Origin of the sequence: Streptomyces sp. NPDC051136 (genome assembly GCF_044455745.1) — a bacterium.
Lineage (GTDB): Bacteria > Actinomycetota > Actinomycetes > Streptomycetales > Streptomycetaceae > Streptomyces.
Genome location: NZ_JBITFE010000003.1, coordinates 192,717 through 218,770, shown reverse-complemented (window position 1 = coordinate 218,770; position 26,054 = coordinate 192,717). Strand labels below are relative to the sequence as shown.

20 protein-coding genes, 1 tRNA gene and 2 pseudogenes are annotated in these 26,054 nt (G+C 67.1%); 10 read left to right on the top strand and 13 right to left on the bottom strand.

Features of this window, described 5'->3' with window-relative positions; translation table 11 throughout:
- Nucleotides 1-25: 25 nt before the first annotated feature.
- On the top strand, nt 26-1,885 hold the full coding sequence (locus ACIBCJ_RS10160; protein WP_365979370.1) for a prolyl oligopeptidase family serine peptidase: 1,860 nt from the start codon (nt 26-28) through the stop codon (nt 1,883-1,885).
- Between the two features lie 177 nt (nt 1,886-2,062).
- Here the strand turns inward: ACIBCJ_RS10160 and ACIBCJ_RS10155 are convergent, their stop codons facing one another.
- The 4 genes from ACIBCJ_RS10155 to ACIBCJ_RS10140 all read right to left on the bottom strand — a co-directional run bounded on the left by ACIBCJ_RS10155 (nt 2,063) and on the right by ACIBCJ_RS10140 (nt 7,327).
- Nucleotides 2,063-3,982 carry an NAD-binding protein gene (locus ACIBCJ_RS10155; RefSeq protein WP_365979639.1) on the bottom strand — a complete coding sequence of 640 codons (1,920 nt, stop codon included), beginning with the start codon at nt 3,980-3,982 and terminating at the stop codon, nt 2,063-2,065.
- Between the two features lie 378 nt (nt 3,983-4,360).
- The gene (locus ACIBCJ_RS10150) at nt 4,361-5,443 is read right to left on the bottom strand and encodes a helix-turn-helix domain-containing protein (RefSeq protein ID WP_362099847.1); all 1,083 of its coding nucleotides are present in this window, start codon (nt 5,441-5,443) and stop codon (nt 4,361-4,363) included.
- A gap of 156 nt (nt 5,444-5,599) precedes the next feature.
- Nucleotides 5,600-5,911 (bottom strand): zinc ribbon domain-containing protein, encoded by a 312-nt coding sequence (locus ACIBCJ_RS10145; protein ID WP_362099850.1) that lies wholly within the window; start codon nt 5,909-5,911, stop codon nt 5,600-5,602.
- A gap of 297 nt (nt 5,912-6,208) precedes the next feature.
- Complete coding sequence (locus tag ACIBCJ_RS10140; protein WP_399282193.1) at nt 6,209-7,327, bottom strand: endonuclease/exonuclease/phosphatase family protein; 1,119 nt, start codon at nt 7,325-7,327, stop codon at nt 6,209-6,211.
- A gap of 87 nt (nt 7,328-7,414) precedes the next feature.
- Between ACIBCJ_RS10140 and ACIBCJ_RS10135 the strand changes: the two genes are divergently transcribed.
- Both ACIBCJ_RS10135 and ACIBCJ_RS10130 read left to right on the top strand, forming a co-directional pair.
- Nucleotides 7,415-8,110, top strand: a complete 696-nt coding sequence (locus ACIBCJ_RS10135) for a response regulator transcription factor (RefSeq protein ID WP_365979368.1) — start codon at nt 7,415-7,417, stop codon at nt 8,108-8,110.
- A 10-nt stretch (nt 8,111-8,120) separates the two neighbouring features.
- Nucleotides 8,121-9,224 carry a HAMP domain-containing sensor histidine kinase gene (locus ACIBCJ_RS10130; RefSeq protein WP_365979367.1) on the top strand — a complete coding sequence of 368 codons (1,104 nt, stop codon included), beginning with the start codon at nt 8,121-8,123 and terminating at the stop codon, nt 9,222-9,224.
- Between the two features lie 94 nt (nt 9,225-9,318).
- Here the strand turns inward: ACIBCJ_RS10130 and ACIBCJ_RS10125 are convergent, their stop codons facing one another.
- The 5 genes from ACIBCJ_RS10125 to ACIBCJ_RS10105 form a co-directional block, all read right to left on the bottom strand.
- Entirely contained in the window at nt 9,319-9,891 is a 573-nt protein-coding gene (locus ACIBCJ_RS10125; protein WP_362099858.1) for an SLATT domain-containing protein, read from the bottom strand.
- Between the two features lie 81 nt (nt 9,892-9,972).
- Nucleotides 9,973-10,515: a GNAT family N-acetyltransferase gene (locus ACIBCJ_RS10120; RefSeq protein ID WP_365979366.1), complete on the bottom strand. Its 543-nt coding sequence runs from the start codon at nt 10,513-10,515 to the stop codon at nt 9,973-9,975.
- Nucleotides 10,516-10,814: 299 nt separating this feature from the next.
- Nucleotides 10,815-11,207, bottom strand: a complete 393-nt coding sequence (locus ACIBCJ_RS10115) for a DUF3883 domain-containing protein (protein WP_365979365.1) — start codon at nt 11,205-11,207, stop codon at nt 10,815-10,817.
- Nucleotides 11,208-11,700: 493 nt separating this feature from the next.
- Nucleotides 11,701-12,561 carry a DUF7019 family protein gene (locus ACIBCJ_RS10110; protein WP_399282189.1) on the bottom strand — a complete coding sequence of 287 codons (861 nt, stop codon included), beginning with the start codon at nt 12,559-12,561 and terminating at the stop codon, nt 11,701-11,703.
- Between the two features lie 3 nt (nt 12,562-12,564).
- Nucleotides 12,565-12,939, bottom strand: a complete 375-nt coding sequence (locus ACIBCJ_RS10105) for a hypothetical protein (protein WP_365979364.1) — start codon at nt 12,937-12,939, stop codon at nt 12,565-12,567.
- Nucleotides 12,940-13,410: 471 nt separating this feature from the next.
- On the opposite strand from ACIBCJ_RS10105, the gene ACIBCJ_RS10100 reads away from it, so the two are divergent.
- The gene (locus ACIBCJ_RS10100; RefSeq protein ID WP_365979363.1) at nt 13,411-14,190 is read left to right on the top strand and encodes a hypothetical protein; all 780 of its coding nucleotides are present in this window, start codon (nt 13,411-13,413) and stop codon (nt 14,188-14,190) included.
- 688 nt (nt 14,191-14,878) lie between these two features.
- On the opposite strand, the gene ACIBCJ_RS10095 is transcribed toward ACIBCJ_RS10100, so the two are convergent.
- On the bottom strand, nt 14,879-15,460 hold the full coding sequence (locus tag ACIBCJ_RS10095) for a hypothetical protein (protein ID WP_365979362.1): 582 nt from the start codon (nt 15,458-15,460) through the stop codon (nt 14,879-14,881).
- A 116-nt stretch (nt 15,461-15,576) separates the two neighbouring features.
- Here ACIBCJ_RS10095 and ACIBCJ_RS10090 point away from each other — a divergent pair.
- From ACIBCJ_RS10090 to ACIBCJ_RS10065, 6 genes and pseudogenes are all read left to right on the top strand, one after another.
- Nucleotides 15,577-15,692, top strand: a pseudogene (locus tag ACIBCJ_RS10090) (site-specific integrase); the annotation flags it as partial.
- Between the two features lie 1,104 nt (nt 15,693-16,796).
- Nucleotides 16,797-17,858, top strand: coding sequence for a restriction endonuclease (locus tag ACIBCJ_RS10085; RefSeq protein ID WP_365979361.1), 1,062 nt, complete (start codon nt 16,797-16,799; stop codon nt 17,856-17,858).
- A 226-nt stretch (nt 17,859-18,084) separates the two neighbouring features.
- On the top strand, nt 18,085-19,437 hold the full coding sequence (locus ACIBCJ_RS10080; RefSeq protein ID WP_365979360.1) for a nucleotidyl transferase AbiEii/AbiGii toxin family protein: 1,353 nt from the start codon (nt 18,085-18,087) through the stop codon (nt 19,435-19,437).
- A gap of 239 nt (nt 19,438-19,676) precedes the next feature.
- On the top strand, nt 19,677-22,493 hold the full coding sequence (locus ACIBCJ_RS10075; RefSeq protein WP_365979358.1) for an N-6 DNA methylase: 2,817 nt from the start codon (nt 19,677-19,679) through the stop codon (nt 22,491-22,493).
- Between the two features lie 276 nt (nt 22,494-22,769).
- Nucleotides 22,770-23,285 (top strand): annotated as a pseudogene (locus tag ACIBCJ_RS10070) (Scr1 family TA system antitoxin-like transcriptional regulator); the annotation flags it as partial.
- Entirely contained in the window at nt 23,272-23,910 is a 639-nt protein-coding gene (locus tag ACIBCJ_RS10065; protein WP_365979357.1) for a site-specific integrase, read from the top strand. The pseudogene ACIBCJ_RS10070 and the gene ACIBCJ_RS10065, both read left to right, overlap by 14 nt.
- A gap of 74 nt (nt 23,911-23,984) precedes the next feature.
- On the opposite strand, the gene ACIBCJ_RS10060 is transcribed toward ACIBCJ_RS10065, so the two are convergent.
- From ACIBCJ_RS10060 to ACIBCJ_RS10050, 3 genes are all read right to left on the bottom strand, one after another.
- A tRNA-Pro gene (locus ACIBCJ_RS10060) sits at nt 23,985-24,058 on the bottom strand.
- Nucleotides 24,059-24,125: 67 nt separating this feature from the next.
- Nucleotides 24,126-24,878: a Pr6Pr family membrane protein gene (locus tag ACIBCJ_RS10055; RefSeq protein ID WP_365979356.1), complete on the bottom strand. Its 753-nt coding sequence runs from the start codon at nt 24,876-24,878 to the stop codon at nt 24,126-24,128.
- A gap of 186 nt (nt 24,879-25,064) precedes the next feature.
- Nucleotides 25,065-25,994: a metallophosphoesterase gene (locus ACIBCJ_RS10050; protein ID WP_365979355.1), complete on the bottom strand. Its 930-nt coding sequence runs from the start codon at nt 25,992-25,994 to the stop codon at nt 25,065-25,067.
- Between the last annotated feature and the right edge of the window lie 60 nt (nt 25,995-26,054).

Genomic DNA, 26,054 nt, shown 5'->3' with positions numbered 1-26,054 from the left:
CGCCCGGTCGGGGCAGTATGGGGCCATGACTGAGAGCAACGGGTCCGTACCGCCGGACAGGGACGTGGACGCGGACGAGCGGGGCGCGGACGAGCGGCGGACGCGGGACGGGCAGCTGCCCGACTGGGAGAAGCGGTTCCGCGCGCCGAGGGTGTCGCTGCCCGACTGGGCCGAGGACGCCCCGGACCGCTCCCTGTTCGTGTCGAACGCGACGGGGACGTACGAGCTGTACGCGTGGGACCGCGCCGGCGGTGAGCAGCGCCAGGTCACGGACCGTCCCAACGGCACGACGGACGGAGTGCTCGCGCCCGACGGGCAGTGGATCTGGTGGTTCGACGACAAGGACGGCGACGAGTTCGGCGTCTGGCGCCGCCAGCCCTTCGCGGGCGGCGAGGACGAGCTCGCCGTGCCGGGCCTCGACCCCTCCTACCCGGCGGGTCTCGCCCTCGGCCGGGACGGGCGCACGGCGGTGATCGGCCGTTCCACGGACGAGGACGGCACGACGATCCACCTCGCGTACGCGGGCGGGCCCCCGGCGGAGATCTACCGGCACCGCGAGTCCGCGGGCGTCGGCGACCTCTCCCACGACGGCTCCCTCATCGCGATCGAGCACACCGAGCACGGCGACGCCATGCACTCGGCGCTGCGCGTCCTGCGTCCCGACGGGAGCAAGGTCGCCGAGCTGGACGACACCCGGGGCGGCGAGGAGGAGCTGGGCCTGGAGGTCCTGGGCTTCGCGCCGGTCGACGGCGACACCCGTCTGCTCATCGGCCACCAGCGCCGGGGCCGCTGGGAGCCCCTGGTGTGGGACGTGGCGACGGGGGAGCAGACCGACCTCGCCCTGGAGCTGCCGGGCGACGTGAGCGCGGAGTGGTATCCGGACGGCTCCGGGCTGCTGATCGTGCACGGCTTCGAGGCCCGCAGCGAGCTGTTCCGGTACGACTTCGCCGAGCGCGGGCTGACGGAGATCGAGACCCCGCCCGGCACCGTCTCCGGCGCCACGGCCCGCCCCGACGGCAGCGTGGAGTACCTGTGGTCCTCGGCCGCCGAGCCGCCGGCCGTCCGCTCCACCACCGGGCGCGTCGTCCTGGACCCGCCCGGCATGAAGTCGCCCCGCTCGGTCCCGGTGGAGGACGTGTGGGTGGACGGGCCCGGAGGCCGCATCCACGCCCTGGTCCAGAAGCCGGCCGGGGCGGCCGGTCCGCTCCCGACGGTCTTCGACATCCACGGCGGTCCGACCTGGCACGACAGCGACGCCTTCGCCGCGGGCCCGGCCGCGTGGGTCGACCACGGATACGCCGTCGTCCGCGTCAACTACCGGGGTTCCACCGGGTACGGCCGCGCGTGGACCGACGCCCTCAAGCACCGGGTGGGCCTCATCGAGCTGGAGGACATCGCGGCGGTGCGGGAATGGGCGGTCGCCTCGGGCCTCGCCGACCCCGAGCGCCTGATCCTCACCGGCGGCTCCTGGGGCGGGTACCTCACCCTGCTCGGCATCGGCACCCAGCCCGAGGCGTGGGCGCTGGGCATCGCGGCGGTGCCGGTCGCCGACTACGTCACCGCGTACCACGACGAGATGGAGGGCCTCAAAGCTCTCGACCGCACCCTGCTGGGCGGCACCCCCGAGGAGGTCCCCGAGCGCTTCGAGGCGTCCTCCCCGCTGACCTACGTCGACGCGGTCAAGGCCCCGGTGTACATCTCCGCCGGGGTCAACGACCCGCGCTGCCCGATCCGCCAGGTCGAGAACTACGTCAAGCGCCTGGAGGCCAGGGACGCCGTCCACGAGGTCTACCGCTACGACGCGGGCCACGGCTCCCTGGTCGTCGACGAACGCATCAAGCAGGTCTCCCTGGAACTCGACTTCGCCAGGAGGCACTTGCCGTAACGCCGGTTCCTCGGCCGACCGAGTCGGGTGGCGGGTGGGCACGGGCCGGCGGTCGTGGGGGAGGTGCCCCTGGCGGGGGTGAAGCAACGGTTCCCCCCGGCCGGGTCGAAGGGGCGGATCCTCCTGGCGGGGTCCTAGTGCCGGATCCCCCTGGCGGACGTGTAGGGGCGGGTGCCCCTACACGTCCGCCCCCCGCCGCGCCCGCCGCCCCAGCAACTCCGCCAGCCCTCGCCGCGTGGCCGCCAGCACCACCCGGTCCGAGCCCCGCAGGACATACGTGTCGGGCAGCTCCCACACCAACCGCGACCCCCGCCCCGCCGCCCCCTCGGGAGCGGCGCCTCCCGCCCGCTCCCCGTCCAGGACACCGTCGGAGACCTCGAGCGCCAGCACCCGCCACGCCCCCGCCCGGAACGCCTCCCCGACCGTCTTCCCCTCCAGCTGCGGATGCCCCGCCACCCTCAACGCGGCGAACAGCAGCACCCGCCGCTCGACGGGGATCGCCCCCAGGATCTGGCGGCCCATCATCGCCCCGGCGAACGACGGCGCCGCCAGGTGCGTCACGCTGCGGCTCCGGGTGAGCGCGAAGGGGTGCGCGGCCCGCAGGGTGCGGTACACGGCGGTCGCGAAGTCGTCGTCGTACAGCCGCAGCACCACCCGCAGCCGCGACCGTACGGACCGTGCGTACAGCACCGCCTCCAGGTTCGTCGTGTCCACGCTGGTCAGGGCGAGCAGGGAGTGCGCGCGGTGGATCTTGGCGGCCTCCAGGACGCCCTCCTGGGTGACGTCCCCGAGCACCACCGGCACCCGCAGCCGTCGCGCGGTCGCCATGCCCCGCGCCTCGGGGTCGGCCTCGACGCACACCACGGGGATGTTCATCTCCCGCAGCCGGGTCAGGACCCGCGTGCCGATCTTGCCGAGACCCAGCAGCACGACGTGCCCGCCGAGCCCGCGCGGGGGCTTGCGCAGGGCCGAGGCGCTGCGGAAGGTGCCGAGGGCCTCCAGCACGGCCGCCAGCAGGACGGGCAGCAGCAGGAGCCCGACGAACCCGGAGAGGAGCTGGAGGATCTGACGGCCGGAGTCCTTGTTGTGGGCGGGCTCGTTGATGGAGAACAGGTCGAGCAGCGTCACATAGGTGGCGTGCAGGGGATGGTCCCCGGTGACCACCATCAGCGCCACGGCGAGCGCGACCACGCACGCGCCCAGACCGGCCAGCGACCACCGCAGCCGCCGCGAGAACAGTTCGCCGAAGGCGGGCACCCCGGCCCGCCCGGCGGACAGCGAAGGACCGGAGTACGACACCTGCTCCAGGACGACGGTCCCGCGTCCGGTGGCCGCCCTCACCGCCGCCGCATCGGGCAGCAGTTGCGGCCCCTGCGCGCCGCTGTTCTCCGAACCGTCCGCGCCGGCCGGGTCGTTGCTCGTCGCGGACAGCAGCGCGAGGGTGCACAGTCCCGGGTCGGCCACCTCGCCCGGGCGGGGCGGGTCGCGTTCGACGGCGCGCAGCAGGATGCCGTCCGTATCGACGACCTTGCTGGTCCCGACGAGGGCGGTGGCCGCCAGCGCGGGCGCGGCGGTGTCGGCGTCGGACAGCACGGTCGTCGACCCCTCGCCGCCACCGGGTCGGCCACCGGGAGGGGAACCCGGTGCGGTACCGTCACCGGACGCCAACGCGGCCGTCTGGTCGAGGAGTTCCTCGATGTGCTGGCCCAGTCGCCGGTTGTACAGGCGCAGGACCAGCCGCAGCCGGGGGTTGAGCCGCCGCGCGGTCAGGGCGGCGCGGATGTTGGTCTCGTCGTCGTCGTACACGAGGGCCAGCGCGGTGGCCCGCTCCACACCGGCCTCGGCGAGCACGTCCTCGGTCGGCTCGGTGGCCTCCACCTCGCGGCCCGGGCCGACCGGATCGCCGTTGCCCGTCCGGTTGACGGCCGCGCTGACCCGGTCGAGGAGCGCCGCCGAGGCGGCGCGGGCCCGTCCGACCACCGGCTGCCGCACCCGGCGTACGGAGGGCGGGACGACGAGGGTGACCTGTTCGCGGTAGACGCCGCGCAGTTCGGCGGCCAGCCGGTGCGCCAGCCCGTCGTCGCCGCACACCACCATGTGCGCGTAACCGTCGGCCTGCGGAAGCTGGTTCGGAACGTTCCCCGTATGAGTCCCCATTGGGGCAAGGACAGCACAGGCACCCGGTGCGGTTCCAGGGGGCGGCGGAAGAGAGCGAAGGCGGCATCGAAGACGCCCGAAGGCTGCCGGAACCCGGCAGTGACGCGCTGCCGCGCCCCGTGTGACGATCCCTCTCACCGAAGCTCAGCGACGGGCGGGCGGGGGACGGCACGCAGGGCCCGGCTTCTCGGACCGGGCCGCACGGGGGGCGTGCCGCCCGCCCTGTCGCTGGACTTCGGCGGACCGCGCCGGTGGGCGCCCGACGGCGTTGTGCCGGGGGCGAAGGGTGCCGGGGGCGAAGGGGGACTGCCGGGGGGGCTACAGCTCCTGCGCGGGCCACTGGAGCAGACGGGCTCCGATGACCGCGGTCTGCAGCGTGTAGCGGTGCACCGGGTCGGACGGGTTCGCCCCGGTCAGCTGGTGGATGCGGTCCAGCCGGTAGGTCAGCGCCCGCACGCTGAGCGCGAGCCGCCGGGCGGCCTCGGCCGCGGTGCAGCCGGCGTCGAAGTACACCTCCAGGGTCCGCAGCAGCGGCTCCGCACCGCCGCGGGCCCCGCGCAGCGGACCCAGCGCGCTCAGCACCAGGTCGGCCATCGCCTGCCGGTCCCGGGCCAGGACCGGGTAGACCAGCATGTCCGCGGCGCGCACCACGGGCTCGTCCAGGCTCAGCCGGCCGGCGAGTTCGAGGGTGCTGAGCGCCTCCTCGTAGCTGTGCACCACGCCGCCCGCACCGCTCCGGGGGCGCCCGATGGCCACCCTGCTGCCGTCCGTGGCGGCGAAGGCCTGCTTGGCGAAGAAGGACAGGACGTCGTCCTGGTCGCCGGGCGCGATGCAGATCAACTGCCCGTTCTTGGTGGTGATCAGCACCCGCCGGTCACCGAACCGGGAGATGAGCGCGGCCTCCACGATCCGGGTCACCGGAGCGGTGTCGTCGTACGCCTCGGGGCCCTCGGCCACCGCGACGGCGTGGGCACGGGAGAGGACGAGCCCGAAACGCTCGGCCCGTTCGGCGAGACGGCCCAGATCGCTGCGCCCGTAGAGCAGGTCGTCGATGAACTCCCGCCGCGCGGCCTCTTCCTGGCGCACGGCGAGCCGCTGCGCGCGTTCGTACCCGTCGGCGAAGGCGTCCACGGCCTGGGCGACGGCGGCGAGCACGGTGCCGGTGCCGTCCTGGCCGGAGGCCGCCGGGCCGACGCGGGGCCAGGAGGTGCGCGTGGCGTCGAGGTGGAGCCGTACGAGACTGCGCAGACTGTGCCCCGCCTCCGCCGCCCGCTCGCCGAGGAGCCGCCGCTCCTCCAGCTCGTCGCGGGTCGGCCGGCGGCCCGTGTCGGCCACCCCCGCGAGGATCTCGGCGTACCCGGTCAGATACGCCTCCGGCTCGTCCGTCCGCAGGTCCGTCACCCCGCACCTCCCCTGCCGCTCACGCCCGGTGCGCGGTGTCACGACGGTGCGAGGGTAGTCAGCGCTGCCGGAAACGGGCAACGCTGCCGGAAGGCGGCAACGCGCACCTCGGGCGGCAGCCGCCGGGCCCGCCGCCCCGCGACTCGGCCCGCGTGCTCACGGCCGCTGGTACGGCTGCTGCCCCGACGGCCCGTACGCCTGGCCGCCGGACCCCGGGAAGCCGCCCTGGCCGCCGGTCTCCTGCGCCTGGAGCTGCTCCGCCTGCTCCTTGGTCACCTGCTGCTCGACACCGCAGAAGGTGCACTGCATCGCGTACTTCGTGGAGAAGGGGAACAGCGGCACGAAGAACAGCGTGAACTTCGTGACGCGCTTCCTGAGCGTGTGCGCGGAGGGGTTGCCGCACCGGCCGCACACCAGCGTCAGTATCGCGAGCTGGTAGAGATATCCCTTGGTGCCGAAAATGATCATGAGCTGGGTCCTTCCCGGTCGGCCCCCCGCGAGCGCGCAGGACACGTAGATCCTCTCCCAGATTGCGCCGGAAGGGACCACGAGGGCCACCCGCGGGACCACTCACCGGCCGTCCCGCCCTCCTGGCCGCCGCCCAGCCGTCCGCCGCCCAGACGTCCGCCGTGCCGCCCGCCGGTCGTCCCACTCGCCCGGTCGCCCGCTGTCCCGCCCGCCTCGGCCGGTATGACGACGAGGCCGATGAGGTGGCGGGTCACGGCGGCCGGTCTCAGGTCGACGGCTGTGCGAAGCCCGCGAGGCTCACCAGTCGACCGCGGCCGCGACCGGCAGGTGGTCGCTGCCGGTGGCGGGCAGCACCCACGAACCGGCCGGTTCCACCCCGCGCACCAGGATCTGGTCGATCCGCGCCACCGGGAACTTCGCCGGCCAGCTGAAGCCGAAGCCGTCCCCGGCCGCCTCCTGGGCCGAGCGCAGCCGTGAGGTGATGCCGCCCAGCGCGCGGTCGTCCGGGGTGCCGTTCAGGTCGCCGAGCAGCACCACGCGCTCGCTCCGGTCCGCGGCGAGGACCTCGCCGAGGGCCTGTGCGTTCCGGTCGCGCGAGCCCGTCCAGAACCCGGACCTGGGGTTCAGCCGCACGGAGCCCAGGTGGACCACGTACACCGCCAGCGGCCCCCGCTCCGTCGCCACCGTGGTGCGCAGCGCCCGGTCCCCGGCCGCCCTGACGTCGGCCGGTTTCGTGGCGGCCAGCGGTCCGACGTCCGTCGCGATGTCGACCGGCCGCGTGTCCGACAGCGGCAGCCTGCTCCACACCCCGACCGTGCCCCGCACCGCGTGGTACGGGTACGCCTCCGCCAGCTCCGTCTCGTACACGCCCCGGTCCTCAGCGGTGATCTCCTCCAGGGCCAGCACGTCCGCGCCGGACGCGGCCAGGTCGCGGGCGGTGCCGGCCGGGTCCGGATTGCCGGCGCCGACGTTGTGGCTCACCAGGGTGAGGTCGCCGCCCGGGTGGGACTTGTCGACGAGCAGCCCGCCGAACAGGCTCAGCCACACCGTGACCGGCAGCACCAGCGCGAGTACCGCGGCGGGCGCCCGGCGCCACACCGCCCCCGCCGCCAGCGCCGGGACGAACAGCCCGAACCACGGCAGGAAGGTCTCGACCAGGCTGCCGACGTTCCCCCACCGGTTCGGGACGTACGCGTGCAGCAGCATGACCAGGCCCAGCGCCAGCGCCGCCCCGGTGAGCACCGGCGCACGCTTCCAGAGCCCGGAGCGGCCGGCCCCGCGCAGCACCCGCCGCGGCAGCGCACGGAGCAGGGACGCCCGTGCCGGTGCCGGTGCCGGCCCAGGCGCGGGGGCCGGGAGAGGGGCTGGTGCAGGGGCGGACGCCGGCGGCGTGGAGGTCGGTCGTGTCACAGACATACCGCCAGTGAAGGCAAGGCCCCGTTGCACCGGCGTATGCGCTTTTCGATACGCCGACGACAGGTGCCGGCTCGTAACCTCGACGGCATGCGTGTGCTGATCGTCGAGGACGAGCCCTACCTGGCGGAGGCCATCCGCGACGGCCTGCGCCTGGAGGCGATCGCGGCGGACATCGCGGGCGACGGCGACACGGCCCTGCACCTCCTGGGGGTCAACGCCTACGACATCGCCGTCCTCGACCGCGACATCCCCGGCCCGTCCGGTGACGAGATCGCCCGTCGCATCGTCGCCTCCGGCAGCGGCATGCCGATCCTCATGCTCACCGCGGCCGACCGCCTCGACGACAAGGCCTCCGGCTTCGGACTCGGTGCGGACGACTACCTGACCAAGCCTTTCGACCTGCGGGAACTCGCCCTGCGACTCCGTGCGCTCGACCGCAGGCGCGCCCACAGCAGACCCCCCGTACGGGAGATCGCCGGTCTGCGCGTCGACCCGTTCCGCAGGGAGGTCTACCGGGACGGCCGCTACGTCGCCCTGACCAGGAAGCAGTTCGCGGTGCTCGACGTGCTGGTCGCCGCCGAGGGCGGCGTCGTCAGCGCCGAGGAACTCCTGGAGCGCGCGTGGGACGAGCACGCCGACCCGTTCACCAACGCCGTCCGCATCACCGTGTCGGCCCTGCGCAAGCGCCTCGGCGAACCCTGGATCATCGCCACCGTGCCGGGCGTCGGCTACCGCATCGACACCCCGCCCGCCGACGGGCACGACGGCGGCGACCGTGCCTAGACCCTCCGGCATGAGCGTCCGCCTCAAACTCACCCTCAGCTACGCGGGCTTCCTCATGCTCGCGGGCGCCCTGCTGCTCGCGGCCGTGGGAGTGTTCCTCGTACGGCAGGGGTGGCTGATCACCAACGAACGGGGGGCGGTGAGAGCGACCCCGGGCACGGTCTTCCTCCGCAGCTTCGCCCCGACGGCAGTCGCGGTCATGGCGTTCCTGCTGGTCTTCGGCCTGCTGGGCGGATGGTTCCTCGCCGGACGGATGCTCGCCCCCCTGGACCGCATCACCCACGCCACCCGCACGGCGCAGACCGGATCGCTCTCCCACCGGATCCGGATGCCGGGCCGCAGGGACGAGTTCCGGGAACTGGCCGACGCCTTCGACACCATGCTCGACCGCCTGGAAGCCCACGTGGCCGCACAGCAGCGCTTCGCGGCCAACGCCTCGCACGAACTGCGCACCCCGCTGGCCGTCTCCAGGACGCTCCTCGACGTGGCCCGCACCGACCCCGACCAGGACACCGGCGAGATCATCGAGCGCCTGCACGCCGTCAACACCCGGGCGATCGACCTCACCGAGTCCCTGCTCCTGCTCAGCCGCGCGGGACAGCGCGCCTTCACCCGGGAGCACGTCGACCTGTCCCTCCTCGCGGAAGAGGCCGCCGAGACCCTGCTCCCCCTGGCGGAGCGGAACGGCATCACCCTCGAAACCGCCGGTGACGTGACCCCCGCCCTGGGCTCACCGGCCCTCCTTCTGCAACTGACCGCGAACCTCGTCCACAACGCGATCGTCCACAACCTCCCCGAACGGGGCTGGGTCCGGATCCACACCGCCCCGGGCCCCCGCACCGCGCTGCTCACCGTCGAGAACACCGGCGACCCGATCAGCCCCGCCCAGGCGGCGACCCTCACCGAACCGTTCCAGCGCGGCACGGAACGCGTCCACACCGACCATGCGGGCACCGGCCTGGGCCTGGCCATCGTCGCCACCATCACCGAGGCCCACGACGGCACCCTCACCGTCGCCCCCCGCCCCGAGGGCGGCCTCCGCGTCACGGTGGCACTGCCGACGGGCCCGGAGAGTCCCGCGGGTGGTCAGGGGACGGGAAGGATCTCCGCCTAGCGGCAGTCCCGCGGGCTGCCCGGGACATGGCCGACGGCGGGACCCGCAGAGCGGTACGAGGGCCGTCGCCGGGCGGGCGGCCACGGACGCGCCGTCACTCCTGCGGGCGTTCGGCGGGCGCCGAGAGGGACGGGTACGGGGCTCCGGCCAGCGGAGTGCGGCTCAGGCTGCCCCAGTTGCTGGCGTCCTGGCTCAGCGTCGCGTCGAGCAGTTCCATGGCTTCCCGGGCGATGAGCTGCCGGTCGTCGCCCGCCGCTTCCCGGCGCTCGACGTTCCGGATGATGCGCTGGAGCTCCGCGAGTATCAGACTCCGCTGCTGCCACAGCTCGTGGTGGCGCATGAGACCGCTCCACGCCGAGATGACACCGACGACCCCCGCGACGCCGGTGCTCGCCAGCCCGAGCCAGGGGGCGTAGGACCTCCAGGCCGCGACGGCCACACCGAGCACGGCGATCAGTCCGTTCAGGGCCGCGATCCCCACGGTGGCCCGGCGGGCCTTCTTCTTCATCAGCTCGCGCGTGCGGGTGTACTCCTTCCTGAAATGCGTCAGGTAGTGGGTCGTCACCCCGAGCGCGTCCGACCCGGTCGGCGGCGGCTCCATCGGCCGCATACCGGTGAACTTCTGCGCCGCATCCGCCTGTTGCTCCGCCCCGCCCCGCTGTCCCATACCGCCGAGCCTAGGGCGTGCCCTCCGGGAGGGCAGCGCCGGCAGCCGCATTCCGAACCCGGCGCCCGTAAGGGCACCCGGTCAGGGATCCTCGGCAGCGCCCGCCGTCACCCCGGGCGGACGCATCATGAAGACATCGATCGGATCCTGGGACTCCACGACGAAACCGTGGCGCTCGTAGAGCCGACGGGCGGCACTGCCCTGAAGGACGTTCAGGCCCACGGTCACGCCCTGCGCGTCCGTTCGCTCCAGTACGGAGCGCAGCACGGCGGACCCCAGCCCCCGGCCCTGCCGTTCCGGGGCGAGGTAGAAGTGCTCCAGCCACTGCCTGCCCCCGACGGGCCGGACCGTGACGCAACCGGCCGGCTCACCGTCGATCACGACGATCGAGGTGTGCGCCGGGGAAAAGGAGTCCCGAAGCCGCTGCCGTACCCGCTGGGCGTCGTAACGCCCGAGGCGCTCCAGATCGGCCCGCAACACCGTGGCCCGCAACTCCGCGATCACCTCGACGTCCGCGGCCACCGCCGCCCGCAGCCCCCAGTCCACACCGCCCGCCGACGCGGTCGACGCACGCGCCGCCCCACCCGACCGCGTACCGCCGCTCCCTGTCCCCCCAGCACCCATGGCCGAAGTATCCCAGCCCACCGGTCCGATGATCGTCTCGCGACGGCTGCCTGAGCCATGCAGTGATCGCGCAGACAGACACGCACACCAAACAGGTCAGGCTCCTACTGAATTCAGTAGGAGCCTGACCTGTTACTTCACCGTCGGGGTGGCGGGATTTGAACCCACGACCTCTTCGTCCCGAACTCTCGGCTGGGTGGTCATTGAGGTCCAGCGAGCTGGTCAGTCGGCCGCTGACGGCTCTTGGCGGTCGGCTGCGGTCGTGGTGGTTGCTGTACTTCGCTGCTGTACCGCAGCGCTCATAGCAGCCGTTCCGCCTGGTCGTACTCGGCTGCCCTGAGCGTGGGCCAATACGTGATCTGGGGCTGGGTTCGCTCGATCATTGCCAGGAGCGCCTCTCCGTGCAGGATTCGCACGCCGACGTCTGTCCCGTCGGGGCCCGCAAGGTTGTCGACCACATAGACGTAGTAGCGCTCGGGGTTCGCCTTGGCTGCCTCGACCTGCCGGTGTTCCAGCGGCAGCGCTTCACTGCGCGCCGAGCGGCTGAAGGCCTTCACCTCGATCATGCGAGGCGAACTCTCCACGTCGTACGGGAGACCCGAGGTGCGGACGTCCTTCGGATCGCGGCCGGCGGCTCGCTCCAAGGCCATCACATGCGTGACCGCGGCCTGCTCCGTCTCCTTGTTCCCCACGACGCCCCCTGGAGTCAGCGGACCTATGGTGCCGCGAAGACCCACAGCTTGGGAAGCTGCGGTCATTTCGAGCCGGCTCGGGCATTGACCTGGGCGGACGGATGGGCTGCGGCCTCGTCGGCGTCGATGGTTTCACTGTGGTTCCCCGTTCGATCTGGTGCGCTTGTGGTGCAGTGGCGTTGTCAGCGCTCGCCCGTACGCTACGAAGCGTTGGGTCGGTCTGCTGCCGCTGTACGGCGAAAGCGCGACCAAGGGGGGTGGCTCAGAAGAGGCCCCAGAGCCACGTTGGTCCGGGACTTCGTGAAGCTCCGACACCACTCCCCTCCCAAGCCCCTGAGGACGTGCACGATTTCCAACTGTGTGTGTGGGGCGTGGGGGTGCGTGCCGGGGCGTACACCTGCGTTCACGGGCGGTCGGTTAGCGGGGCTGGGGCGGCTCCAGGTCGTGTCTGAACGGCCGTGAACGGCGCTTAATGAGACGGAAACTGAGATGGTCAGCTCGCGCCGCGACGACGGCTTCCGCGCAGAGACAGCAGTCGGCGGGGGCTTCTGCCCGCCGCGCGTCGTAGTTCCGCGTACCGAGTCACCGAGTCGGGACTCGCAGTCCGCACCCACACAGGAGCCCCGATCAAAATGCGGTCTGCGCCCCGCCTGTTGTCGCGGAAGTCCCAACGGGTCTGGGTCAACTCGACATCAGTGTAGATTTGAGCGAACCACTCACAGTCGTGTGCGTGCGCGAGAGTGAGCCCCCGGGTCCAAGGTTCTTCATGATCGATCCCAGGATGTTCACTCCCTTGGTTCAGAGCTATGTGCAGCGCCTCGACGGAAAGAGATTCGGGGTCGTCCCACTGAGACGTGTTTCGAGTACCACGGCTCTCCAGCAGCTCTGCAATGGCATACCAGGCAGAGGAGAACCAACCGGCTGCTGGGGCGTCTGAGGGTCGAAAGGGGTGGCCAGGGAAGCTGTCCAGGCTACCGAAGAGGACCAGATCGACTTGTCGGCCATCGACACTACTTGTTCTGACATGGAGCACTGCGCCCTTGTCTCGCTCCGGCCCACCGATGAACCGTGCGATGCGAACCTGACCGACGCCTTTGGCAAAGCGAGCGGGAGGCGGTGCGTTGAAAGCGGAGACGGCCTGGTCCCCAATGACCCTTTCGATTTTGCGAGCCTTTTCGCGGCGAGTGAGACCCGCCCGCTCTCGGTTCCCGACCTCTGCCCCGACGCCTTGCGGGGCGGCCTTGAGGGTCCAGCTCAGCTGACTGTCCCAGGTGACGCCATTGTCGGACGCGATCTCGTCAACGCGGCGCTCTGACCAGTACAGGTAGCTACCGGCGTCGGCTTCCCTTACCACTACTTACACATCTCCAATCAAACGGTTGCCGTGGATCTTGGCCGCTCGCTTCCAGCCACAGGCCGAGCAACGCTCCAGGTAGGCGTACGGAGACGCGTCCATGGCGTCGATCTCCGACATGACCTTGAAGTTTTGACGGTTATGCACTCGTCCGCAGGGCGCATCAGCTGAGTGATAGACCGTCAGTTCAGGGCCAGGTGTGATGCGCACGAGACAGGGAAGCCTCGCGCTCGTATCGCCCAGCTCGCTGATCTCTCGGTCGATCTCCGACAGCTCAGAGTTGAGGGCGCGCTGCAGTTTCTGAATCCTCCTGTTGTGGTCGTCCAGGATCTTGAGCTTGCGGAGCCGAAGTGCATGCACTCGGTCAGCGAACGTCATGCCTCCCCCTAAGAGGTGCTAAGCGAGATGAACACTTCCTACTGGCCAGACGCGGGTCGCGTCCCCTGATCGAGCGCCTCTGAGGGAACTTTCATGGTTTCAGCACACCGCTACGGAAAGATGTGCTAAGTGCGCGCCGGCGGACGGTGCTCGGGAGTCATCGTGGGAAATGGAGGTGATCCACTACTTGTTGGTCTGCTGATCTGGGCTGGTAGTGCTGCTGGCGCCTGACTGCTTTCTGGGCTTCTGCCCGATGTTCTCCGTACGCTCCGTCGGGCGTCGGGCGTCGGGCGTCGGGCGTCGGGCGTCAGGCGTCAGGCGTCTGGCACGGGCGCGGCCATCTGGCCTGTGTGCGCCTGCCATACGTGCCAGGAGCTGCTCGTGGGGCACACGCGAACACGATGCAAGACCAGAGGAGCAGGGATAGATAACGTCAGGCGTGACACATCACAGAGGGCGTACGGTGACCAAATGAACGCGCCCGCAAACGGCCTGGAGGACTTCACCTACCTCGCTCCGCTCTTCAACGCTGCCGACGCCTACCGAGGGGACGATCACTTCCGGTTGTTGCCTGACGTGGCGGAACGCAGCAGTCTGGCAAAGGACGACGAACCCTTGGGACCGTGGGGTACCGCCAAGTTCGTCCAGTCTTCCTTCTCTGCTGGCCTCATGCATGTCGAGGCCTTCAAGCAGCTCGTCAGCGTCGCGCAACAGGTTGACCTGCACAGCCCTTGGACCTTGCTGCGCGGAGCCCTTGAGAACTTCGCTACCGCCGCGTGGCTCCTGGTCGGCAAGAATCGCGAGGAGCGTCGCCACCGGGTGCTCTGCCTGTGGGCCGAAGACTTCCGCAACCGAGCCCAGCACGAGAGAGACACAAACCACGTCCCGCGGCCGGGCGGCAAGACTGGAACGGAGCGCCGGGAAGAGGTCAAGCAACTGGCTCAGACTCTTGGCCTGCCCAACCTGACGAAGCCAGAGGCCACGAGCATTATTTACGAGGCTGCCGCAGGCGCTGGGCTTGCACCTACCCCAACCCAAGCACTGTGGCGTGTGGCCTCCGGCTTTGCCCACGGTCGCTTCTGGCCCAGTCTCCGAGCCGCGAAGGTCCGCAGCGCGGTACCCATCTCAAACGGTGGTGTCCTTGTGGACTTTGCTGTTGATGACGACCAGTTGGAAGAAATGGCGGAGGCATGCCGAAAGCTCCTCGAACACACTGCCAGCCGGTACAAGGCGCGTAGTAGCGCTCCATGACACTGCTGCGCATGCAGACGGTCCTCTGCACGTCGCAGGGCTGAGGGCGGGCTGGACTGTGCGCGAAACGCTCTCGGCGATACTGACCACCTGCCCGAGGGCTCGCAGGGGGCCTAGGCCGTGAAACGCCCCCGCTCCGCGCCATTCACGCAGGTCGAGGGTGTGATCACATCAATCTACTTCTTCTTGCCCTGGGTCTTGCCGGGGATCTTGGTAACCTGCGTTTTCGCTGCTCAAGAGCGGTGGGCCCGTGCGTCTGGTGGTCGACGTTGGTCGTCATTGGCCACTGTTGAGCGACCTCGGACGGCCCAGAGACGGCCCAGTTTTGTCTCGCTCGGCCGACGGGCGGCACTTTCGATGCGCCCTGTCTGGACCTCAGCCGACGACAGTCCGCCACGACGGCGGGTGCGCCAACCGATCACGCACGCGTGTGCCTCACTGCACCCCCACCGGCCTCAACCATGCTGCCTGTGCCGTCGACAGGAGCAGGTACCGACGGCCAGCGCCTGACGACGGCGGCCGGCCGAGCCCTCAGCTTGGGAAGCTGCGATCACGGGGGCCGAATCAGCCCCTGAACTGGCCGAACGGCTGAATCGCGGCCTTGGTGGTAATACCTGGATTCACCGTGATTTACCGCCGTTCCCCGCCCATTCTGGTGCGGCTGTGGTGCGGGGCTGACCGGCCACAACTACTCGGCGACACCCAGATCGGCGCGCATGGACTGCTTCAGTGCCCCCAGATAAGGCCAGACCTCGTCGTGGAATTCACCTTCCAGCGTCGCCAGTTCCTCTACGTATGTGGCGGGTGCCGCTCCGTACTTCTTGAGCTTGCCGTACGCGGAGTTCAAACGCTTCTTCGCCGTGCCGGAGGAACGCAACACCGCGTCCGGAACAACCATCTGGGATTCCGCGTAGCTGTCCCGATAGGCCAGCCTGCACGCCTCCAGATCCTTCAGGGACGTGTCGACGTCCTCGCCACGTTGAAGTGCGTAGAGATAGTTGGTCATCGCCGTCAGGTACTGGCGTGAGGCAGTGTTCAGGGTGATGTAGCAGGTACGCCGCCGTTCAAGGCTCTCTCGCTGCCCTTGTCTGGCCTGCTCCGCCCGGAGCAACTCCTTGGCATGACCGCGCTCCTCGCGCCGCTGTTCAGCGGCGGCCTGGAGCTCCATACGCTTGGTGCGGTCCGCGCGGTTCTGTGTCAGCAGCGCGGCCCCCAGTGTGCCCGCCACGCCCACCACGGCGATTAACAACCCTGCCCAATTGGCACCCATGATGACCCTTCGTGAAGCCGGGAGAAGTCGCCCCACGGCAGGTACTCCCCCCGTGCTCCTCGGCGGAACCCTCGGACTTTTCTGGACTGTCGCCGGGATCCCTGAAGCAAGGCCTCGCCTCCCTGCTGTCCGACCGTGGCGTCCCGTGGAAGTGATCTCCCGGCTCGTCGAGCACTCCGAGACGGCGGTGACCGAGGAGGTCTACCGGAAGCAGATCCGGCCCGGGATCTAGACGGGAGCCGTGGTCATGGACGGGATCTTCGGCGCTGGTCCGCGGCGGCCGTGGACACGCGGGAACCGGTAGTCACGCAGAGGGCCGTATCACAACACTGGTTGTGCAGTGCATAGGCGGTACCTCGATGGATGTGACAGATCCCGGCGATGCCAGCGGCTGCACGGCGGTGCACTGGTGGCTGGCATAGGCGTACGGCGGCTGGGCAACTCATCACCGCTTTAGGAGAGAGGCTGGGTGACCTGTGGGCTGAGCTGCGGCTTTGCCGGCCGAGGAAGCGGGTGGCTACTCGACTGCGGGGTACTGGTGTTGACCGTGACTGACTCCTGCATCTGGCACGGTTGTGGCACGAACCTCAGCCGACGACAGTGAGCCACGATGGCCGGTGCGCCGACCGACCAGGCGCGCGTGTGCCTCGCTGTACCCCCACCGGCCTCAGCCACGCTACCTCCACGTCGATCGTTGAGACCCGACGAGCTGGGCAGTTGACCGATGAGGCCGGGTTGGCGCTTGGTTTTAGTCGCGATGAGGTACATGACCTGACGACCGACGCGGCCAAGCAGTTGGCCGACGCGTAAACTGCCACTGGGCGCAAGCGTAGGGGGAACTACCGTGTCAGGCTCAGTTGTGGATACTCCGTTGCCCGAGGACGGTCCGGATCGATCGGTTGCTGCCGACTTGTCTGTCTCCTCCATCTTCAGCGACATCTATCGTGGACTCGCGATTTCTGCTTCTGCTTCGGGCGGTTGTACGGCTGATTCCGCAGGTGCGGTTCGTCTCCTATGGCTCAGGCACATAGATCGTGATGGAACGATCGCCGAACCAGATGAGAACACCGTCTGGCGCTCCGATATCCCGGACCGAAATCGTCTCCGAGCCGGTGACCTTCTTCTCTCGGAAATTGTGTCAGGACGCCCCAAGGCAGCCGTTGTGCGAGAGCGGGACCTCCCAGCCGCTGCTGTAGGCAGTATCCTCGTTCTTCGACCGGCTTCCGTCCTATCTCCTGAACATACGCGTCTGATTCTGGCATTTCTGCGCTCATCTGCTGTCGCGTCCCGGGCTCGGGGTGGCTTCGGCCGTATGCGTGTGAGTAAGAGTGACCTTGTGTCATTGATTTTGCCAGAAGCTGATGAGGCTCTCTCCGCCGCCCTCGATGAGCTAGAGACAGCACGAAATCAGATGATTGGCTGGGGTACGGAGGCTGCTTCTCTCGCAGAATCAGTCTTTGACGGAGGTGCGAATACTGCAGTAGCTAGGCAGTCGATTATTGAGATAGGGCAGTTGACGCGCCTCCGTGCTGAGGCCGCTGCGCAACTGGATGACTTCGGATATATCGTCCGCACCCGTTTTCCGTACCCCGTTGCCTTGCGATGGAGAGAGGCTGAGGCTCGGGAGAGCACTGACGACCTGGCGCGGGCCTATGCTTCAGTCCTCGAAGCAGGCGAAATTCTTTTGTGTTATAGCGCATTGCTTGCTGCGGCGCTTGCGCACAGCGAGTCGATCGAACTCTCCTCAGTGGCTGGGCTGCGCGCGAAACTTGCTGGGAACCGGGGTGGGCCGGGACTGGGAGAGTGGACCGCAGTGCTACAAGAGATCGCTGGAACGAAAAAGCGCCGATCATTGAGCCAGGACCATCCTCTTCACGAGCTAGGCAGTCTACTCAGCGACGATGCAGCCAGAAGCGCTCGCAAACGTATCGCCGGTCGACGAAATGCCGAAGCACACCTCCGACCGGTCGACCCTGTCGATCTTCCCGTTGCCTTGCGCGAGACTTTCGACGATTTGAGGATTCTTGCGGATCGTGCTCGATTTCTCGCTGACTGGTCCCTCATCCAGGTGACGTCCGTAGATTGGGACGCTTTCCAAGGGAGAGCAACACTCAGCTTTCGGCGGCTTGCGGGTGACCACCCTGTGGTACCTACGTCAACGTTGTCGTACGCAAGCAGCGAAGTGGAGAAAGGCAGTCTCTACCTGGTAGATCGCGACCATCGCTTGTATCTCCTTCGCCCCTTTCTCACGGGTCAGGTGTGCCCGGTCTGTAGAACCTGGTCTACCTTCCACGTCGATCTGGTTGACGGTGAACTCGTGTTGAAGAGCCTTGAACACGGCCACTGCCTTCCGTACAGCGCTGATGTCGGGGCACTCCAGCAGGCTGGCCTGCTTTGAGTCCGGTGGTTGCCCTGCGCGAGCTTGTTGTCGGTGCCGCTCCGCTACTCCATTGCGACAGCGCGGCCAGCATCGTGACTTATGAAGCTACATGGGCGCATCCTCCGTGGGGGATGCGATGAGTTCTGGGGTGGCCGTGCTGGTGTAGAGCAGGTCAGCTGCCTCGGACGCCTGAATCTGCTGCAAAACGGGTGCCTCCAGCCTGTGTAGCGCGCACAATGGCAGGATGATCAGCCGCGACGAGATCAAGGAGATGGGTGCTGCGCTCGGCGTCAACGCCGCCGATGTCCAGCGTGACTACGTCTTTGGATGGCTCCTTGCCGGCCTGTACGGCGAGAGCCAGTTTGCTGACAGTCTCGTTCTCAAAGGTGGAAACGCTTTCCGTAAGGGGTACTTCAGCGGAACGCGCTTCTCCGGTGACCTAGACTTCGCTACCCCCGGTGCCATAGCCCCCGATCAGTTGCTTGCCGCCCTGAACGACGTCTGCCGTCTAGTCCAGGCGCGCACCGGGGTCAGCTTTGACCTTGAGCGTAACCGCCAGGCTGCCAGCCATAGCATCGGTAACGAAAAGACGGTTTACAAGTACACATTGTACTTTACGGACTTCTATGGAAATCGGAATAACGTGACGATCGGCTTACGGATGGACGTAACCGAGTTTGGTCGTCTCTACCAACCTCCGCAGAAACGTCGGCTCATCCATCCTTACTCGGACCGGCATGATTGCGCTGTCCCTATTCAAGTCGTCAGTTTGGAAGAAGGGTTGGCGGACAAGCTCAAGTGCCTGTTGCAGCGACGCTCCTCATTTGATCTATTTGACCTGGTGTACTCCATTTTCGTAAACGATGATATCGAAGTGGACAAGCGTGTCATTATCACTACCTTCCTGAAGAAGACAATCTTCATGCCCAGCCCCAAGGCCGCACTCTCACTTCTTCTGGCCGTGCCGTTCGACACCATGCGCCACTATTGGGAGAATAAGATCATCTGCGCTCGGGAAAGCCTGCTGGACTTCACTACAGCCGTTGAACGCTTCAAGGAAGAACTCGGTTCGCTATTTTCTACTTTCCGGTACGGCGACGACGGAGAGCTGGCATTCTTTCCGGCCGAAATTCGCACGCCGATCATGGAAGCTGGGGCGAACCGCACTCTGCTGCGTATGACATACGAAGGCACCGAACGTCTCGTGGAGCCCTACTCATTGCGATTCAAGAGGCGCACAGACGGAGTAGGGCAGGAATACCTCTACGCATGGGACCAGACCGGCGGGCGATCTGGACCTGGCCTCAAGTCCTTGTTGAACTACAAGATTAGCGACGTTGCCGTCACTGACCTCGCCTTCGAGCCTCGCTATGACATTGAGCTCACTAACGCAGGCGAGCTCGGTGACCGTACGACCTTCTCTAGCGCCCTCCGCCGACGGGCGGTCGTTCGACGCGGATCGGCGGCAGGACGCTATCGCATGCAATGCGCGTACTGTGGACAGACGTTCACATTCACCAGTCCTACGGCGAGGCTGAACGCTCACAAGGATCGTTACGGCAACGCTTGTTACGGGCGCAGTGGCCGCCGAGTGTGAGACGTGCACTCGCTCCTGCGTCATCCGGATTGAGCGCCAGGGGCGGCACATCTCCGAAGCCTCCTGGAGGGGAACCGAGCGTCGGCAGTGCTGTACACCTGCGTCAGTGCCTGCTCGACAGCCTTGGGAGGTATCAGGACCTGGCCCAGCGGCCACCCAGTCGACCCAGGTGTGCCCGGCAAGGCCTGAGTGTTAGTAGAGTGCGGGGTTCGGGAACTGCGAAGATCAACTGTCGTCGTGTGGCACGACGACATGGCGAGCGGATGGTGGCTGCCTTGAGTATGGAAGAGCTTGCCCAGAAGGGATATCTGACCCCCGCAGGTGTACAGGGTAAGCGCTTTGGCGACTATGAGGTCCTAGATATCGGCGCCACCTCAGTTGCTCGTCTCGCTAAAGCTGGTCTGGACTTCACGCCGGCCAGCTCCATCCCCTTCTCCTGCGAGCGCTACAAGGCTCCAAAGAACGCCAACCTTTGTAAGCCGGACAGTGTCTATGTGGAGCGTGTGGCAGGACGCTTGGTTCCGATCGCGGTTGCTGAATGGAAGGACAAAGCGAAGCTAAAGAGGGATGACGATATTCTTGCGGCTGCGGAGCAGGCTGTTGTCGGAGCGCTCGCTATGGGCGTTCGATTGGCTCTAACCACCGATGGGGAGCGATACCGCTACATCGATGCGGCAGCCTCAGCCGACGCTGGGAAGATCATCGAGATTTCCGAAAGTAGAGACTTCAACCCGTCGGTCCTGTCAGATCTTCATCGCGGTGAGTCTGATGTGGAGCGGGATCCTCGCCCGCTTTCCGAAACCGTGTGGCAAATTATCTGGCATGCCACGAAGGCCGAGCCAAAAGACTGTTTGCTCACCTTCGTCGAGATTTTCATGTTGAAGTTTCTGTCCGATAATCTCCCCCTCTCTGCATTTCCAAAAGATTACCGGTTTGATGTACTGCTTAAGAACCCTGACGAGTTCAAGCTCGATAAAGGGATCTCTCAAATTGAATACTATGTCCGCATCATTCGTCCGCGAATCAAGGAGATCTTCGCTGAACGGCTTGTAGTGGATGATGACAAGGTGCGAGAGTTGTTCGGGATGGCCACCATCACTTCGCACACTTCGATTATCAATGGTTTCGCATTCTTGAAATCGTCTCCCACGACGACGATCTCCTCGTATAATCGTGTATTCTGCGAGATTCTGGAAGAGTTCCAAGAATATGGATCTCTGACAAACATCGACAAGGAGTTCAAGCTTCGCCTCTACGAGACCTTCCTGAAGCGGTCAGCACGGCAGCAGCGTTTGGGTCAGTTCTTCACGCCCAGGAACATCGTGAAGCCCATGGTGAAGATGGCGCAACTTAATGCGCTTCCTGAAGACGCTGTCGTACTGGATCCTGCCGCCGGCGTGGGAGGGTTCCTCTTGGAACCGCTATTGTTCCCTGATGCTCTCCCTGGGAATGTGACGTTTGATGATGGCAAGCCTAAGCAGCGTGTGAAGCTGGTTGGCGTCGATGTGGATGCGTCTACTAACATACTGGCTAAGGCGAACATGCTCTTGCATCTGGCCGAGTCGGTGCGAGATTCGCAGACAACTCCTGAAGCCCTCAACCAGACCCTTACTAACACGTTCCTTTTGATGAACGAGAATGAGACACTGGGGAGTCTTCTCTATCCGCCTCAAAAATCTGTAGACGTCATCCTTACGAATCCGCCCTATGTGACGCAAGGGTCGGCGATCTACCGTAAGGAGCTCGAGCACCTTAAGGGAAAAAGGAATGGCACGTACCTTGAATCCTATTATGACACGGGTGGTCTTGGCGTCGAAGCCCTCTTCCTTCGTTACATTTCTGGAGCGTTGAAGCCTGGGGGGCGAGCTTTCGTTATCGTTCCGTTGGGGCTCCTGAATCGAACTGCCCAAAGGATGAAGAAAGAGCTGCTCCGTGAATGCAATATTCTTGCCAGCTTGCAGCTCCCGCGGAATGCGTTCTTTAATACGGCTCAGCCGACATACATCCTGGTCCTCGAGAAGCGCAGAGTGGAAAGGCAATCCCGTCCGCCTGTGTTCTGCGGGATTGCGCGCAGTATTGGTGAGACTCTGGATCACGAAAGAGTGCCGACGCCTGGCGACAATGACTTGGCAATGTTGGCTGATCTCTTCGTCCGTTACTCAAATAGTGGCGCTGGAGGTTCAGTAACTCGGCCTACAACCTATGCGGATTGCCTTTTTGCCAAGCTCGTACCCGCGAGCGAGTTTGCGCCGGATGAGCGCTGGGATGTGATTCGCCATTGGACGGACTCCGAGCACGTTGAGTTGGGTGAGCGATCTGAGACGATTGACCGTTCTGACTTCATCGATCTAGCAACGGAGACCCTTCAGGAGCTAATCGATGACCTTCGAGCAGCCAAGGAAGAGCTCGCAGAACTACAGACAGGGCCCAATAGGACTTTCTCTCTTGCCGACTCGAGCAGGTTTCAAGTGCGGTCCGGGATCAGGATTCGTAATGTCGACCTCCGGGAAAACCCGGGTGACGTGCCGGTCTATTCAGTATTCACCCGACCCGAAACAGTGAAGGGCTACATCAGTCGAGAGTGGTTGCTGGAGCGAGGAGTTGAACCAGAGCCTTATCCGTCTGTGACGGTAATGGCCACTGGCGCTTCTGCCGTCGGCACAGTCTTTTACCGTGAAGCGAACTGTGTGATGACAGACGATGTCGTAATTGTTCAGTCGTGGCCAAAGGCAGACAGCGATCTACAGCTGACCTTTGAGAATAACGCGCAGGATATCGCAGAGCCTGTCGGTGACAAGATTCCGGAACACGAGATTGACTTGGCCTACCTGGCCGTGGCCTTGTCTCAAACGATTGCTCAGGGTGGCTATCTCTATGAGGCCAAGCTCTATACGAAGCGTGTCGCTCAATTGTCAGTTGAGGTTCCGGTGGATGCAGATGGAAATCCGGATATCGACCGGCAGAAGCAGATTGCTGCCGTAGCCAAACGGCTGGATCAAATCCGGTCTAAGCTTCAGGAGACAGGGGCGTGGAGTAAGAGTGTGCGCCTAGCCTAATCTGGTTTGGCAACACTGTTGAATCGGCTGCCCCCAGCCACGACCTATCCCTTCTCCGTGTCACGCGGCTGATAGCTACGGGCGCGGCACGGGCGCCGGCCGGGCTGGAGCGGGGCGGAGACAGGAGCGCAGGCCCGGCCGGGGGCGGGCCGCGCGCGGTGAGCGGAGCGAGCCGCCTTGAACCAGTAGAGAGACTTTGAATCACGCTCATACTGACCGTCGCTGATGCTGCTCTTGCACCTGGTGGCTATCGGCTCGTGGTGTAGAACCCTGAGTATGGGGAGTGAACGGCGCGAGCGGATGAGGGTGCTTGGGGCACGTCTTCGGGCTCTGCGTGCGGAGGCTGGTCTGACGGGTGCTGCTCTGGCTCAGCGGGCCGGCGTTGGTCAGCCGACGGTCTCCAAGGTGGAAACCGGGCGCATGGTCCCCAGCGTCGATGTGCTGGACCGGCTGTGCCGAGCACTCAACCTCGATGAGTCGGCGGCCGGGGAAGTCCATGAACTGCTCGGCGCCGTTGAGGCTGCGATCGCCACCGATTCCGAACCTGCGGGGCTGCCCGCTGGGCTCGTCGTTGATGACGCGGTCCGCGGTGCTCGGTTGGTGCGGTCGTTCCAGTGTGTCGTTCTGCCGTCGCTGCTCCAGAGCGCGGAGTACGCCAGTCACGTCTTCGAGAGCGCACCGGACTCGACCCCTGAGGCGGTCGGTCGGGCTGTCGCTGCCCGTGTGGAGCGGCAGAGCGTGTTGTACGAGCCTGGGCGCGAGTCGGTGTTCGTGTCAAATGTGGCGGGACTACCTGTACCCGGCGTACGTCCTGATCCTCGTTCTCGGCCTGCGGAAGGGGGAGGTCCTCGGCCTCACCTGGGCGGACGTGAACCTGGACTCGGGGGAGTTGCAGATCCGCCACCAGTTGCAGCGCGTCCGCCGACGTCTCCTGCACACCGACACGGCCAAGACGGAGGCGTCGGAGGCCGTGCTCCCCCTGCCGGACGTCTGCCTGGCTGCCCTCCGGCTCCGGCAGAAGGAACAGCAGGCAGCCAAGGAACGGGCCGGGGACCTCTGGACAGAGTCCGACCTCGTCTTCACCACGCGCTATGGCACCCCGGTCGAGCCGAGGAACTTCACCCGTGAGTTCGACCGCCGCTGCCAGCGCGCCGGCGTCCGACGCATTCGCGTGCACGACACCCGCCACACCTGCGCCTCGCTCCTCGCGGCCATGGACGTGCATCCGCGCATCGCGATGCAGATCCTGAGGCACTCCGAGATCGCGGTCACCATGGAGGTCTACACGCACGTGCTCTCCGCCGACACCCGCCGGGCGCTCCGCAAGCTCGGTGAGGCACTGGGCCGCGGCTCTCAGAAGAAGGGCGAGAAGAGCCAGCAGGAGGGGGAGGACATGGACGGTCGTCCAGAGTCATAGCGGTTGCTGTACTCCGCTGCTGTACGCACGACAAAGGCCACTTACGGAATTCCGTAAGTGGCCTTTGACCAGCGTCGGGGTGGCGGGATTTGAACCCACGACCTCTTCGTCCCGAACGAAGCGCGCTACCAAGCTGCGCCACACCCCGATCGTCGCTGCTCGTCGCGGCGACGTCGTTTACTTTAGCCCACCGGTGGCCGGAGACGAAATCGCGTTTAGCGGGGGCGACGGAGCGGGCTCGGGCGGAGGTGGTCCAGGGCCACGAGGAGTACGGCCAGGGCGTAGAGGGCGAGGCCGACGAGGAGGGCGTTGCCGAGGACGGCCTTGTAGCCGTGCCGGGCGACGTCGAGGAAGGGATAGAGGTAGCGGTCCTGGGAGCCAGGGCTGAGCAGCTCGCCGCGGGCCAGGGAGAAGGCCAGGTAGGCCAGGGGGTACAGGAGCCACACGGGGGCGTGGCGCAGGTGCAGGCGGCCGGGGGCGGTGAAGAGGAGCCAGTCCAGGGCCGCGGCCACCGGTACCGCCGTGTGGAGGAGGTGGGTCGCGGCGGTCTGCCAGGCCGGGCCGGCCCCGCCCGACGCCGCGAACAGGGGCGACGCGCCGGCCGGGAGTACGTGCTGGACCAGGCCCGCGGCGGCGACGTAGAAGAGGGCCGCGCCCGTGAGGGCACCCGGCAGGGGATGCTGGGCGGACCAGGCGCACCGGGCGGAGACGAGCATGACCAGCGCCAGCAGGATGCCGCTCTGGACCGTGAAGCTGCTCAGGACCGCCGTGACGGGGTCGCCGCCGGTGAGCAGCTCGATCGTCACGCCGGCCAGGGCCAGCAGGGCGACCGCGACGCGGAAGACGGCGACCGGGCGACGGCGGGCCGGGATCAGCACGGCCCGGGCCGGGACGACGGTGGGCGGCAGGACGACATGGCCCGGGATCGGGGGGAGGTCCGGGATGTCCCTGGGTATCGGGGCTGTCATGGCCCCAACGTAGACAGACCGGACATAGCGGGCTATGCGGGTGGGCCGAGTGGGTTAACGCAAGCCGTGGACGACCCGGCCGCCGGACGATCCCGGATGATCCCCCCACGCTTCCCGGGACCGCTCAGCCGGACGATCCCCGCCCCCGGGACCGCTCAGCCGGACGATCCCCGCCCCCGGGATCGCTCAGCGCTCCCGTCCCACCAGCGTCAGCAAGGTCGCCTCCGGCGGGCAGGCGAAGCGGAACGGGGTGTAGCGGTTGGCGCCGCAGCCGGCCGAGACGTGCAGGTAGGACGTGCGGCCCTCGGCGATGTGGGTGGACAGGCCCTTCACGCGGTCGGTGTCCAGGTCGCAGTTGGTGACCAGGGCGCCGTAGAAGGGGATGCACAGCTGGCCGCCGTGGGTGTGGCCGGCCACGATCAGGGGGTAGCCGTCCGCCGCGTAGGCGTCCAGCACGCGCAGGTACGGGGCGTGGACCACGCCCATCGAGAAGTCCGCCGCGCTCGACGGGCCGCCCGCCACCTCCGGGTACCGGTCCCGCTTGATGTGCGGGTCGTCCAGTCCCGTCAGCTCGACCGAGACCCCCTCGATCTTGAGCAGGCCCCGGGTGTTCGTGAGGTCCTGCCAGCCCGCGGCGTCGAAACCGTCGCGCAGTTCCTCCCACGGGTTGTGGACGGCGCCGACGACCGGCGGGTTGCCGTTGAGGCCGTGGCGGCCCTGGACCTTCTCGAGCAGGTACCGGGCGGGGTTGCGCGGCCGGGGCCCGTAGTAGTCGTTGGAGCCGAAGACGTAGGCGCCCGGGAACTCCATCAGGGGGCCCAGGGCGTCCAGGACCTCGGGGACGCCCTCCGGGTCGGAGAGGTTGTCGCCGGTGTTGAGCACGAAGTCGGGACGCAGTCCGGCCAGCGAGCGCAGCCAGCGCTGCTTCGCCCGCTGTCCGCCGACCATGTGGATGTCGGAGACCTGGAGCACGCGCAGGGGACGCATCCCGGACGGCAGGACGGGGACCGTCACCCGTCGCAGGCGGAAGGAGCGGGGCTCGATCCCGGTCGCGTAGATCAGACCGGCGGCACCAACCGCCGTGATTCCCAGGGGTACTCCGTATCGCGCGCGCATACCTCCATCGTGTCAGAAGCGGTGGCGAAGCGGAGATGCGAGGCGGCCCGCTCCCGGACG